The following is a 12,949-nucleotide window of genomic DNA, read 5'->3' as shown; positions in this document are numbered from 1 at the left end:
ACGTTTTTGTACCCTGCTGGAAGTTCAGCACCATGAGCACGCCAGAAACCTTCAAGGAAGTGCCGCATCGCGGACTGATCACGGTCGCGCTGATGCTGGCGACGATCATGCAGGCGCTCGACACCACGATCGCCAATGTCGCGCTGCCGACCATGACCGGCGACCTCGGCGCGTCGCCCGATAACATCAACTGGGTGCTGACCTCCTATATCGTGGCCGCCGCGATCATGACGCCGGTCACCGGCTGGCTCGCCGACAGGCTTGGCCGCAAGGAACTGTTCCTCTTCTCCGTCGTCGGCTTCACCATCTTCTCCATGCTGTGCGGCCTCGCCTGGAGCCTCGAGACGATGGTGCTGTTCCGCCTGCTGCAGGGCGTGTTCGGCGCGGCCATCGTGCCGCTGTCGCAGACCTTCCTGCTCGACATCAACCCGAAGGAGCGCCACGGCCAGGCGATGGCGATCTGGGGCGCCGGCATCATGCTCGGGCCGATCCTGGGGCCGACGCTCGGCGGCTGGCTGACGGAGAACTTCAACTGGCGCTGGGTGTTCTTCATCAACCTGCCGGTCGGCATCCTCGCCTTCCTCGGCATGGCCGCCTATCTGCCCGTCGTCGCCAAGCGCATGCGCGGCTTCGACTTCTTCGGCTTCGCCATGCTGTCGCTCGGCGTCGGCGCGCTGCAGCTTCTGCTCGATCGCGGCGGCGAGGTCGATTGGTTCAACTCGGCCGAGATCTGGATCGAGCTTGCTTTGTCGCTCACCGGCTTCTGGGTGTTCGTCATCCACACGGTGACATCGGAGCATCCCTTCATCGATCCAAAGATCTTCCTCGACCGCAATTTCGTGACCGGGCTGGGCTTCATCTTCGTCATGGGCGTGCTGATCCTGGCCTCGATGTCGCTGTTGCCGCCGATGCTGGCCAATATCTTCGGCTATCCGACCGTGACCATCGGCGTGGTGCTCGGTCCGCGCGGCATCGGCACGATGATTTCGATGCTGGTCGTCGGCCGCATCATGCACAGGATCGACGCGAGGATCCTCGTCGCCATCGGCTTCCTGCTCACCGCGCAGTCGCTTTACACGATGGCGAGCTTTACGCCGCAGATGGACAATTGGCTGATCATCTCTTCGGGCGTCGTCCAGGGCCTCGGCATGGGCATGGTGTTCGTGCCGCTGTCGGCGGTCGCTTTCGCCACGCTCGACGCGCGCTACCGCACCGACGCCACCTCGCTGTTCAGCCTGGTGCGCAATCTGGGCTCGTCCATCGGCGTGTCGGTGGTCGCGGCGTTGATGGTGCGCAACACCCAGATCAACCACACCGAGCTTTCGGCCTTCATCAACCCCTACAACCCGAACCTGTGGGCCGCCTCTCCAGCGGCCGCCGCCGCCGATCCCGCAGCACTTTCGCAGGTCGACCGCGCCGTGAACGCCCAGGCGATGATGATCTCCTACATCAACGATTTCAAAATCCTGATGGTGATGACGCTGATCGCGGTTCCGTTCGTCATCCTGCTGCGCAAGCCAAAAGCGGCGCCGGCGGGCGGAGCGCCGGCCGCCCATATGGATTGATGGCGCGGCGGCGCCGGTCGCGGGCGCGGCTGCATGCTTGCGCTCAGACCGCGATTTGAAGCACCCCGTGACGGCTTACCTCGGCCACGATTTCCGCGATCAGGGTCTCCAGCGCCTGATTGCGAGGCCCGCGTGCGCGCCTGATGACATAGGCCAGGCCTGGAGGCTTGGGAAAATCCCTGTCGACGATCTCCATCTCGGGTCGCAAGTGTCGCTCGCTCAACAGCGCCACGCCGAGGCCTGAGGTCACGCCGGCAACGATCCCGGCGGCACTCGAGCATTCGAACACGATCTCGAACAGCATGCCGTCGTCCTGCCCGAGCTCGAGACCCCAGCGCCGGTAGAAGCAGTTCTCGTCGAAGGACAGAAAAGGCACCGGCTTGTCCTTCGACACGATGAGGTCGCGAGATTTTACCCAATGCAGCGTTTCGCGAAACAGCACGACGTCGGTGGGACGCACCTCATGCTGAAACACCTGGATGATGGCGGCATCGAGCGCGCCCTGGCCCAGCAGCGCCTGCTGTGCGAGGCTCATGCGCACCTGCGTGCGCACGCTCACCTCGGGATAGAGCCGGCGAAACCGGCCAAGGATGCGCGCCAGGTCGGTGCAGGTCGTGTCCTCGGTCATCCCCAAGGCGATCTTGCCCTGCAGCGTGCTTTTGGACAGGCTGAGGATCGCTTCGTCATGGATGCCCAGGATGCGCCGCGCATAGCTCAGGAGATCCCGCCCGGCCGCGGTGAACAGCGGCGCGTTTGCCTTGCGGCTGAGTATCTCGCAGTCGAGACTTGCTTCAAGCCTTCTGATCTTGTGGCTGACGGCCGACTGCGACAGGCCCAGAATCTCGGCCGCGCGCGTGACGCCGCCATGGTTCTCGATCTCCACCAATGCCCGCATGGCATCGACATCCAGGCGGCGGCTCATCACTCCAGCCATGACAAATCTCGTTCAGAATGAAAAAACAACACGCCAACTTCTGACGCAGAACCGAATTTCAGGCAATCATGTATGCCAGGTCTCATGGCAATTTCATGAGCCTATCGAAATTTGTCATGTGCAAGTGCGCGTTTGCGTCGCCATAAGTCTGCACGGACGGCTTTGATCCGCTTTTGGATCGAGGTGCCGGGGACAGAAAGCTTGACGATGCTGGCGCAAAACAAGGCCTATCCATTGCTGTGGCCGATCATGGCGGCCGCACTGGTCCTGAGCTGGAGCTCCGGCTTTGTCGGCATCCGCTTCACCAGCGAGAATGCCGATGTCATGCTGGTGCTGTTCTGGCGGACCTTGGTGTCCGGATTGATCCTTCTGCCATTCGCCCTCCTGATCGGGCCGCGTATCGGCGCGCGTGCGGTGAGTCAGCAGATGGTGTTCGGCGCGGCGACGATGTTTCTCTATCTGGGCGGGTTCGCCCTGGCCATCGGCCAACGTGTGCCGACCGGCCTTGTCGCGCTGATCTCCGATCTTGTCCCTCTCGCCATCGCGGCCCTGTCGCAACCGGTGCTGGGTCAGCGTCTCAGCGGCAGGCAATGGGTCGGAACGGCTCTCGGAGCGGCCGGCGTGCTCATCGTCTCGCTCGACAGCCTGACCCTCGGCACGGCCCCGCTCTGGGCCTATCTGGTGACGGTCGGCTCCATGCTGGTCATGGCGTTGGCGACGGTTGTGCAGAAGCGGATGGGAACGATCGATATGCCCATCCACCAGAGCCTGTGCATTCAATGCCTGACGGCAGCGATGCTCTTTGCCGTCTGCGCCGCATGGAATGGCGGGCTGGCGCCGCCTCTCGACGGCCGTTTCGCGTTCGGCATCGCCTGGCTGGTGCTGTTTTCGACCTTCTTCTGCTACGGCATCTATTACGCCAGCCTGCGCCTTTACAGCGTCGCCCAGGTCGGCAGCGTGATCTATCTCAGCCCGCCGGTGACGATGCTGTGGGGCTGGGCGATGTTCGGCGAGCCGCTGTCGACGGCGATGTTCCTCGGCCTCGGCGTGACCCTGTTCGGGGTCTGGCTCACCGCGTCGCGCGGCCGAATTCAACCAATCATGGACATCAAGGAGGTAAACCCATGAAGCTGACGGATTTCCAAGCGCTGACCTTCGACTGCTACGGAACCCTCATAGACTGGGAAACCGGCATGATCGACGGCCTGAAGCCGCTGACCGATCGGGTCGGCCGCGGCGTCAGCCGCAACGAGATACTGGAAGCGCATGCCCGCCATGAATCCAGTCAGCAGACATGGACGCCTGCAAAGCGCTACAGCGACCTCCTGGCGGTCGTCTACAAGCGGCTCGCGGAGGAATGGGGCGTCGTCGCCACCCGCGAAGAATGCGTGGCCTATGGCGAAAGCGTGAAGGACTGGCCGGCCTTTGCCGATACCGCGCAAGCGCTGCGATATCTCAAGCAGCACTACAAGCTGGTCATCCTCTCCAACGTCGACAACACCAGCTTCTCTTTCAGCAACAAAAAGCTCGGCGTGGATTTCGACGCGATCTACACGGCCGAGGATATCGGCTCCTACAAGCCTTCCGACCGCAACTTCAACTATATGCTCGAGAAGCTCGGCACGATCGGCATCGCCAAGGGGCAGATCCTGCACACGGCCGAAAGCCTGTTCCATGATCATGTTCCCGCCAGCCGCCTAGGTCTCAATTCCTGCTGGATCCATCGCAGGCACGCCGATCAGGGCTTTGGCGCCACGATGCATCCGGGCGAGGTGCCGAAGGTGGATTTTCGCTTCGACAGCATGGCCGCGCTGGCCAAGGCGCACGCTGAAGAGCTGCGCGGCGGCTGATCATCGAGCCGCCCGCAGGCGGTGGCTCTTCCAGCCTTACCTGCCGAGCACGAGCGCCCAATAGCGCAAGGCGGGATCGCGGCCGTCGCGCACATAAGCCAGCCCGAAACGGCTGAAGTCCGGATCGAGCATGTTGCGGCGGTGGCCGGCCGAATGCATCCAGATGTCGAACAGTTTTTGCTGGTCGAAACGGCCCTCGGCGATGTTTTCCGCCGCGGCACCCCGCACGCCATTGTCCTTCATGCGCGAGGCGAAATCCTTGCCCCAGCCGGTGGTGTGGCTCATGCGTTCACGCGAGGCCATGTAGCCGGCCTGCTGAAGTGCTGCCTGTTCGAGCTGCGCGTCGGGCGTCAGCGCCGGCATCCCAGCGGAGCTGCGGATGCTGGCTAGCGTCGCGGTGGCTGAGGAGGAGGCGCCGGCGCCTTCGCCGGTCGGCACCGTGACGGTGCTGCAGGCGGCGATGCCGGCAAGCGCTGCAAGGCCGGCAGCCTTGAGCAGCATGCGGCGGTTGAGATCGGGGAGGGCTGTGATCGAGATGCTCATCCGGCCTCTGATACCGGCGATCGTGGCTTTTGCCGGGCAGGCGATGAAAATCGCGTGATGCGGCGACTTTTCCCGGAAGATCGATTATGATGTGGTCGTTCTTGAAGTGGCAGCCACGGGCGGCCACCCACAGGCGGTGACCGACCCGCGTTGATCTGGCGCATGATTGCTTGGCGAGAACCTCCTGGTTTTCGGGCTCATGCACTGACAAACGGAGGACGGTTATGGCCGGTTTTCATGTCATGTCGGACGCGTACGGGATGCATGTGCAGCCCACGGTGCGCCGCATCTCCACCTCGGACCTTTGGGACGCGCTGAAGCTCGGCGCCGAAGACTTCTGGGCCAAGCCCTCGCATTATGTGTTCCTCTGCCTGGTCTACCCGATCGTCGGCCTGATCCTGACGCAGTGGACCTCGGGCTCGAACGCCATCCAGCTCGTCTATCCGTTGATGTCCGGTTTCGCGCTGATCGGCCCGTTCGCGGCCATCGGCCTTTATGAGATCAGCCGCCGGCGCGAACTCGGCATGAACACTCACTGGCGGCATGCGCTCGATGTCCGCCATTCGCCGGCGCTGCCGTCGATCGCGGTCATCGGCATCCTGCTCTTCGCGCTGTTCCTGTTGTGGCTGTTCACCGCGCAGTCGCTTTACACCAGCCTGTTCGGCGCCGAGCCGCCCGCCTCGGTCGGCGCTTTTGTGCGCGACGTGCTGACGACCGGCAAGGGCTGGACGCTGATCCTCGTCGGCAACGCCGTCGGCTTCGTTTTCGCCGTTGTCGTTCTGGCCACCACCGTCATTGCCTTCCCGCTGCTGCTCGACCGCGACGTCGGCGCCGTCTCGGCGATCGAAACCTCGGCCCGCGCGGTGATGGCCAACCCGCTGACGATGGCGCTCTGGGGCCTCACCGTCGCCGTGTTGCTGGTGATCGGCTCGATCCCGCTGTTTGCCGGGCTCGCCGTCGTCATGCCGATCCTCGGCCACGCGACCTGGCATCTCTACCGCAAGGTCGTCGAGCCGGAGCAAATCCGGCCTGAACGCCGGCCGATGTAGAATGGCAGTGTTCTTGGGGTGACGGCTACCTTTGCGCCTCGGTCGCCATCCTCAAGGCCAGCGCCGTCAGCACCGTGCCCATCATCCAACGCTGGACGACCAGCCAGAACGGCCGTCCGGCCAGGAAGGTCGCGATCGAGCCGGCGGTCACGGCGATGATGGCGTTGACGGTGAGGCTGATCGAGATCTGCGTCACGCCCAGCACCAGAAGCTGCGACAGAACATGGCCCTTGGCCGGATTGATGAACTGCGGCAGCAGCGACAGGTAGAGCACGGCCACCTTCGGATTGAGCAGGTTGGTCATCAGCCCCATGACGAAAAGCCTGCGCGGCCTGTCCCTCGGCAACTGGCGGACCTGGAAGGGCGAGCGCCCGCCGGGCTTCAGCGCCTGCCAGGCGAGCCATAGAAGATACAGCGCGCCGGCGAAGCGGAGCGCGTCGTAGGCGTAAGGCACGGCGAAGATGAGCGCGGTGATGCCGAAGGCCGCCGACACCACGTAGAACAGGAAGCCCAGCGCCACGCCGCCGAGCGAGATCAGCCCGGCTTTCGGCCCTTGCGACAGCGAGCGTGAGATCAGGTAGATCATGTTCGGCCCCGGCGTGAGCACCATGCCGAGGCAGATCAGCGCGAAGGTCAGATGATTGGCGGCGTCGGGCATCGGGGTCTCTGCGAAAGTGCCCGAGATGTGCGCCGCTTCGCCAAAACTCGCAAGGGCTTGGCGGCGCTGGGCCGTTGCGCCAGCACAAGGCGTGGTGAGATTCAGGTGAGGCCGGTCTCACCCGAATATCGGCATGCCTACCCGACCACGCGCAGGTTCGACAACTCGTTGGCGATCTCCTTGAAATTGTCGGAGAGCGTTGCTCCGGTGGCGTTCCAGAACAGCTTGGCGGGTTTGCTTGGGTCGGTCGGATCCTTGCGGAAGCGGGAATCGGAAGAGCAGGCCTTCAGCGCCGCCATCGCCTTCTGGTCGCTCGAGCTGGTCGACGACATGTCGAGCGCGACCGTCATCACCATGATGTTGGTCGCCTTGGCGTTGTCGCACAGCTTCGCCATCTGCTCGTTCATCGCCGCGGTGTAGTTGCTCGACGAATAGTTGAACTGGCCGATGGCGCTCGACGTGCCGCCGAACAGGCGGGTGACCGAGGTGCCGTTGTAGCCGACGCCGGTATAGCCATAGGCGGCATAGGTCGACTTGTTGCCGGCCGGATCTGAACTGACCGTCGAATAGGTGTTCTCGCCGTCGGTGAGCACGATGACGACCTTGTCGTTGCCGCGCTCCGTTTCCGGCCGTCCCTCGGTGAAGGGCGGCGCGCTCGACACGGTGCGCCAGCCCCAGGCCATGCCTTCGGGCACATTGGTGTTGCCGTTGGGCTGCATCAGGTCGATCGCCGCCTTGATGGCTGCAAGCCCATCCGTCTGCGTGACGTCGGTGAGCGGCGTGATCGGCGTGGTGGTGCAGCTGTAGTTCGGGCCGGCGCCCGAACCAAGGGTCGGAGCATCGATCGGCCGCGGCTGAAAGTATTTGGCCATGTTCGACTGCCTGGTCTTGCCGGTGGTGCTCGACGGATCGTCGTTCCACCAACTGTTCGCCGCGCCATAGGTCGTCGGATTCGGCTCGAGCGGGTTCTGGGTGATCTTCCAATGATTACCAGGCTCGTCCGGCGCGAACATCGGCACGAACATGGTGGCGGGGTCGCCGATGCCGATACCGGTGTTGTTCGGGCCGCCCGAGGCCGGCGTGTCGTCGACATTGTAAGGATAGGGACGGACCTCGACACAACCCTGCCAGCTGGCGAATGGCCCGTAGGTGTCGTTGTAATCATATTCCGTATGGCTGTGCGAACAGGTGTGGTTCGAGCGATATGTGTCGCAGACGGTGCGCGCGCTGCCGACGATGCGCTCGTGACTGGTCACCACCTTCATGTCTTGGTAGAGCTCGAAGCGGCTCAGAACCTGGTCTTCTTCGCCACCCCAACCGGTACCCTTCTTGTACCAGATGCTGTTGACCTTCTGGGCGTATTTGTCGGGAGCATTCAGCGTCGACCAGTCGAAATTCTCGTTGGCGATCGGCGACAGCCCATAGACGTCCATCCAGGAGGCGTTGTCGTTTTCCGGCCCGACATTGACCGAGGCCGCGAAGGGCACGAGGCTGAACTGGACCGGCTTGTCGATCTGCTTGATTTGCGACGCCTGCTGGGCCAGCGTGTCGACAAGCTGCTTGGCGGCCTGCTTGAGCAGGTCGATGCGCTTTTGTCCCGTGCCGGTGCCGGGCGTTGTCATGGAGCCCGAATTGTCGAGCACCATCGCCACTTCCAGCGTGTTCTTCAGCCGCACCTGGGAGTCCATGTCGAGGTTGATCGACTTGTTCGCATCGACCGTGGATGCGCCGACGAGCAGCGAGGAGGACGGATAGAAGTAAGGGTGGTAGTTCAGCGTGGCGCTCATGGTCAGCAGACCGCCGCCGGCCTGGCTGGTTGGGAGCGTGATGTCGAGCGAGATGTTGGCGGGGTCGATGTTGTTGAGATTGGCGTTGAAGAAGTCGACCGCGTAGGCTCTGATCTGATCGTCAGTGGCGCCTTCGGCAAGCCGCCGCGCCGCGGCGAAATTGGCGGCATCGAGCGCGTTCAACACCATCTGCTTCTGGCGGTTGAGCTCGCTGAAGTCGACCGCCATCGCCACCGCCCCCATCAACGGCACCATGGCGATCGCAGTCATGAGCGCATAGTTGCCGCGCCGGTCGCGGCAGAATTGACGCCAGAATTCACGCATTTCAGGTGAGCGGCCCCCCGCCGACGGATTTTCGCCGGGCCACACTTCCACAAAACGCTGAAGGACCGGTTTGGCAAACCGGTCGATTGCTTAACGGCGGCTTCATCAACCGCTAACCAAGCCGATTGCCGCGGCACCCCGTACGAATGAAAAACGCCCGCCTTACGGGCGGGCGTCGTCCACGGTTTGGCGTGCCGCTCAACTGACGATGCGCAGGTTCGACAGTTCGTTACCGATTTCCTTGAAGTCGTCCGACAACGTCGCGCCGGTCGAGTTCCAGAACAGCTTCTTGGGCTTGCTGGGGTCGGTTGGATCCTTGCGGAAACGCGAATCCGACGAGCAGCTCTTCAGCGCGGCCATCTGCGCCGCTTCGGCGGTGTTGCTGGAATTGAGGTCAAGCGCGATGGTCATGACGATGATGTTAGCGGCCTTGGCATTGTCGCACAGCGTGGCGAAATGCTCGTTCATGGCCTTGGTGTAGTTGGCATTCGAATAGTCGGTCTTGCTGACGTTGCTGCTGGTACCGAGGAAAATGCGGCCATAGCTGTAGGTAGTATTGTACGGATTCACATAACCAAGCGCCGAATAAGTAGATTTGGCACCCGCCAGGTCATTGGCCCCGAGCGAGTTTGGTGTGTAATACGTATTTGCGCCGTCCGTCAGGACGATCAAGACCTTGTCGTTACCTTTTTCATTCTCGGGGCGGCCCTCAGTGAACGGAGCTGTGCTGGAGAGGGTTCTCCAGCCCCAGGCCATGCCTTCCGGTACGTTGGTGGCGCCGCTGGCGGCCATGGCATCGATCGCCGTCTTGACGAACGTTGCGCCTGCCGTGGTCGATACGTCGGTGAGCGGCGTGATAGCGGTTGTGCTGCAACTGGTGTTAGGGCCTTCGTTCATGCCGTAGGCGGGCGTCACTTTGGTGCCGATGCCGGCATTGAAATATTTCGGCATGTAGCGCTGCCGCGCCGCGTCCGTACCGCTTGATGCATCCAAGTGCCAATTGCTGTAGGCGGAACGCGAAAAGCCGTCGGTGTTATCGGTCTCGTCAGGGGCGAACATAGGCACGAACATAGTCGCCGGTGTCGAGGTCGAGGCGGCCGTATCCTGAATGTTGTAGGGATAGGGGCGCGATTCGACGCAGCCGCCCCAGCTCGCAATTGGCGCGTACACAATGTTGGACGTGCAGTTGTTATTCCTGTCTTTGGTGCACGACGATATGCGCTTCATCCACTTGTAGATCGAGAAGCGCGTCAGCACATTGTTCAACTGAACTGGATCCCACGCCGAACCTTTCGCGTAGTAGTTGCTGCCGGATTTCACCGCATATTGGTTGGGAGAGTTGGCCGAGGTGAGCGTCGACCAATCGAGGTTCTCCTGGTCGAGCGGCGAGAGGCCTGTGGTGTCCATCCAGGCAGCGTCGGCGTTTGCAGAGCCGACATTGACCGAGGCGGCGAAGGGCACCAGGCTGAACTGGACTGACTTGGAAACCTGCTTCATCAACTGCGCTTGCCCAGACAGTTGGTCGACAAGCTGCTTGGCTGCGCTCTTCAACAGGTCGAACCGCACCTTGTTCGAGACGCTGATATCGGTCATCGAGCCCGAATTATCGAGCACCAGCGAAACTTCCAGCGTGTTCTTGAGGCGGATCTCGGACCTGGCCGAGAAGGTGAGGTTCGTCTGGCCGGCTGTTCCGCCGAGCAGCGCGACCGCGGCCGGCAGGAAATACGGCTTGTAGGTCATCGCTGCTTCGAGAACCAGCGTGCCGCCGCCAGCATTGTTGTTCGGCAGGGTCACCGTCAGCGTCGTGTTCGCTGGAAGGACATGCCTGAGATTGGCCTCGAAGAATGTCTTGGCATAGGCCTTGGCTTCGGCGTCCGTGGCGCCGGCGACGATCTGCTGTGCCGTCGCGATGCCGGCGGCGTCCAGTGCGTTGAGTGTCTCCTGCCGCTCCCGCACCAGCTCGGTATAGTCCACAGCCAATGCCACGCCGCCCATCAGCGGTATCATCGTGATGACCGTCATTAAGGCGTAGTTACCCCGCCTATCGCGAAAAAAATCGACGATCATTGCGCTTTTCCCCCGCCAAGGACCCATGTCGAGATGCGACGATAGTCGTATCCAGTCTGCCACCATGGTCGTAAATCGTTAAATTTCAGCTTGCGCGAAACAATCAACCACGCGCCGCCTTTTTGACGGCGCGTTAACCCTGTGCTTGCGGGGCTTGCGATATCGACTCGACAGGAGGCGACGGGGAAAGCTCGTGACAGGATGAAGCGCTTCCGTTATGCGGGACCAGCCGCGGTGGACCCGGCCGTCGCGGCCTTGCCAGGGATCAAAATCAGGGACACAGCATGGCGGATTCGCCTGACATCATCGCTTCGCTCGACGATCTGGCGGGGCGCTACGCCGCAATCCTGTGCGACGTATGGGGCGTCGTGCACAATGGCGAATGGCATTTTCCGGCCGCTGCCGCCGCACTTGCAAGGGCGCGCGCGGCCAAGGTGCCTGTCGTGCTGATCACCAATTCGCCGCGTCGCAGCGCCGACGTCGTCGCCCAGATGAAGGTTATCGGCGTCCCTGCCGATGCCTGCGACCGGGTCGTCACGTCGGGCGATGTGACCCGCGACCTGATCGCCGAGGGACCGAGGAAGATCTTCCACATCGGTCCCGAGCGCGATTTCACGCTCTATGACGGGCTCGATGTCGATCTCGTCGAGGAATTCGAGGCCTCTGGCATCGTCTGCACCGGCCTTTATGACGACGAGGTCGAGAAACCCGCCGATTATGCCGAGCTGCTGCTGCGGCTGCGTGCCCGCAATCTGCCGTTCATTTGCGCCAATCCGGACATCCTGGTGGAGCGCGGCGAGCGCACCATCTGGTGCGCCGGCGCGCTTGCGCGGGATTACGCACAACTGGGCGGCCGCACGCTGATTGCCGGCAAGCCCTTCGCGCCGATCTACGATGTTGCCATGAAGGAGGTCGCCGGCCTTCTTGGCCGATCCGTCGGGCGCAGCGAGGTTCTCGCCATCGGCGACGGCATGATGACGGACGTCAAGGGCGCGGCCGACAACGGCTTCGACGTGCTCTATGTCTCGGGCGGCATCCACGCCCGTGACTATGGCGATCCGCTCCGCCCCGATCCAGAAAGGCTGGCCGGCTTCCTTGAAAAGCACGGCTACCGGCCGGTCGCCGTCATTCCGCGTCTGCAATAGGTTGGTGGTCTGGCCATGACGGGCGCCTCGACATGATGCAAGCCTTCCAACGTCTTCCGGCGGTCGCGCCGCTGCCCGCGCATCTGCGCGGCGGCGTCGTGGCGATCGGCAATTTCGACGGTGTCCATCGTGGCCACCAGTCCGTCCTGGAGCGCGCGCTGACCGAGGCCCGGCGCAATGGCGTGCCAGCTTTGGTGCTTACTTTCGAGCCGCATCCGCGCAAGGTGTTCCGGCCACAGGTGCCGCTCTTCGTGCTGACGCCGCCGCCGATGAAGGCGCGACTGCTCGCCGGGCTTGGCTTTGCCGCTTTGGCCGAGCAGCCGTTCACGCGCGATTTTGCCTCGCTCTCGCCCGAGGCTTTCGTGACCGATGTGCTGGAGAAGAACCTCGGCATCCGCCACGCCGTCACCGGTTTCGACTTTCATTTCGGCAAGGACCGCCAGGGCGGCCCGGCCTTTCTGATGGCGGCCGGAGAGCGGCACGGCTTCGGCGTGACGCTGGTCGACGCCTTCCGCGATGAAGGCGCGGAGGTGGTTTCGTCGAGCCGCATCCGGGGACTGCTCACCGAGGGCAAGGTGGAGGAGGCCGCCGGCCTGCTCGGCTACCGTTTCACCGTCGAGGCCGAGGTGATCGGCGGCCAGCAGCTTGGCCGCACCCTGGGCTTCCCGACCGCCAACATGCGGCTTTCGCCGGAGGCGGCCTTGAGGGAAGGGATTTATGCCGTCCGCTTCCGCTGCGCCGACGGCACGCTCCATGATGGCGTCGCCAGCTTCGGCCGGCGTCCCACCGTCGACGACAATGGCGCGCCGCTGCTCGAAACTTATGTCTTCGATTTTTCCGGCGATCTCTATGGCCAGACCTGCCAGGTGTCGTTCTTCGGCTTCCTGCGCCCGGAGCTCAAATTCGACGGCCTCGATTCGCTGGTGGCGCAGATGAAGAAGGACGAGGCCGAGGCGAGGGCGCTGCTGGCGGGCGTGCGCCCGCTCTCGCAACTGGACGCCGAGATCGCGTTCTAGCAAGAGCAATT

11 protein-coding genes are annotated in these 12,949 nt (G+C 63.0%); 6 read left to right on the top strand and 5 right to left on the bottom strand.

All coding sequences use genetic code 11. The features are described from left to right. The first annotated feature begins 32 nt into the window (after positions 1 to 32). On the top strand, positions 33 to 1,565 hold the full coding sequence (locus AC0YKC_RS06020) for a DHA2 family efflux MFS transporter permease subunit (protein WP_320298279.1): 1,533 nt from the start codon (positions 33 to 35) through the stop codon (positions 1,563 to 1,565). A 43-nt stretch (positions 1,566 to 1,608) separates the two neighbouring features. Here AC0YKC_RS06020 and AC0YKC_RS06015 read toward each other — a convergent pair whose 3' ends face one another. Then, complete coding sequence (locus tag AC0YKC_RS06015) at positions 1,609 to 2,499, bottom strand: LysR family transcriptional regulator (protein ID WP_320298278.1); 891 nt, start codon at positions 2,497 to 2,499, stop codon at positions 1,609 to 1,611. Between the two features lie 207 nt (positions 2,500 to 2,706). Here AC0YKC_RS06015 and AC0YKC_RS06010 point away from each other — a divergent pair, with 207 nt between their 5' ends. Next, positions 2,707 to 3,627 (top strand): DMT family transporter, encoded by a 921-nt coding sequence (locus AC0YKC_RS06010; protein ID WP_488510484.1) that lies wholly within the window; start codon positions 2,707 to 2,709, stop codon positions 3,625 to 3,627. Further along, positions 3,624 to 4,349 (top strand): haloacid dehalogenase type II, encoded by a 726-nt coding sequence (locus AC0YKC_RS06005; RefSeq protein ID WP_434722311.1) that lies wholly within the window; start codon positions 3,624 to 3,626, stop codon positions 4,347 to 4,349. The genes AC0YKC_RS06010 and AC0YKC_RS06005 overlap by 4 nt, the downstream gene beginning before the upstream one ends. Before the next feature lie 36 nt (positions 4,350 to 4,385). Here AC0YKC_RS06005 and AC0YKC_RS06000 read toward each other — a convergent pair whose 3' ends face one another. After that, entirely contained in the window at positions 4,386 to 4,892 is a 507-nt protein-coding gene (locus AC0YKC_RS06000) for a CAP domain-containing protein (protein ID WP_320298275.1), read from the bottom strand. A 224-nt stretch (positions 4,893 to 5,116) separates the two neighbouring features. Between AC0YKC_RS06000 and AC0YKC_RS05995 the strand changes: the two genes are divergently transcribed. Beyond that, on the top strand, positions 5,117 to 5,941 hold the full coding sequence (locus AC0YKC_RS05995) for a DUF2189 domain-containing protein (RefSeq protein ID WP_320298274.1): 825 nt from the start codon (positions 5,117 to 5,119) through the stop codon (positions 5,939 to 5,941). Between the two features lie 25 nt (positions 5,942 to 5,966). Here the strand turns inward: AC0YKC_RS05995 and AC0YKC_RS05990 are convergent, their stop codons facing one another. From AC0YKC_RS05990 to AC0YKC_RS05980, 3 genes are all read right to left on the bottom strand, one after another. After that, a complete protein-coding gene (locus AC0YKC_RS05990; protein WP_488510483.1) occupies positions 5,967 to 6,599 on the bottom strand; it encodes a LysE family translocator in 633 nt (210 codons plus the stop codon). Positions 6,600 to 6,736: 137 nt separating this feature from the next. Further along, entirely contained in the window at positions 6,737 to 8,710 is a 1,974-nt protein-coding gene (locus tag AC0YKC_RS05985; RefSeq protein ID WP_488510482.1) for a TadE/TadG family type IV pilus assembly protein, read from the bottom strand. A 198-nt stretch (positions 8,711 to 8,908) separates the two neighbouring features. Next, positions 8,909 to 10,777: a pilus assembly protein TadG-related protein gene (locus AC0YKC_RS05980; RefSeq protein WP_488510481.1), complete on the bottom strand. Its 1,869-nt coding sequence runs from the start codon at positions 10,775 to 10,777 to the stop codon at positions 8,909 to 8,911. Positions 10,778 to 11,061: 284 nt separating this feature from the next. Here AC0YKC_RS05980 and AC0YKC_RS05975 point away from each other — a divergent pair, with 284 nt between their 5' ends. Then, positions 11,062 to 11,922: a TIGR01459 family HAD-type hydrolase gene (locus AC0YKC_RS05975; protein WP_488510480.1), complete on the top strand. Its 861-nt coding sequence runs from the start codon at positions 11,062 to 11,064 to the stop codon at positions 11,920 to 11,922. Between the two features lie 35 nt (positions 11,923 to 11,957). Then, positions 11,958 to 12,938, top strand: coding sequence for a bifunctional riboflavin kinase/FAD synthetase (locus AC0YKC_RS05970; protein ID WP_320298445.1), 981 nt, complete (start codon positions 11,958 to 11,960; stop codon positions 12,936 to 12,938). Positions 12,939 to 12,949: the final 11 nt, after the last annotated feature.

Source organism: Mesorhizobium sp. CNPSo 4661, from assembly GCF_057784215.1.
Note: the sequence above shows the minus strand (reverse complement) of the source record. Positions and strands in the feature narration are given on the sequence as shown.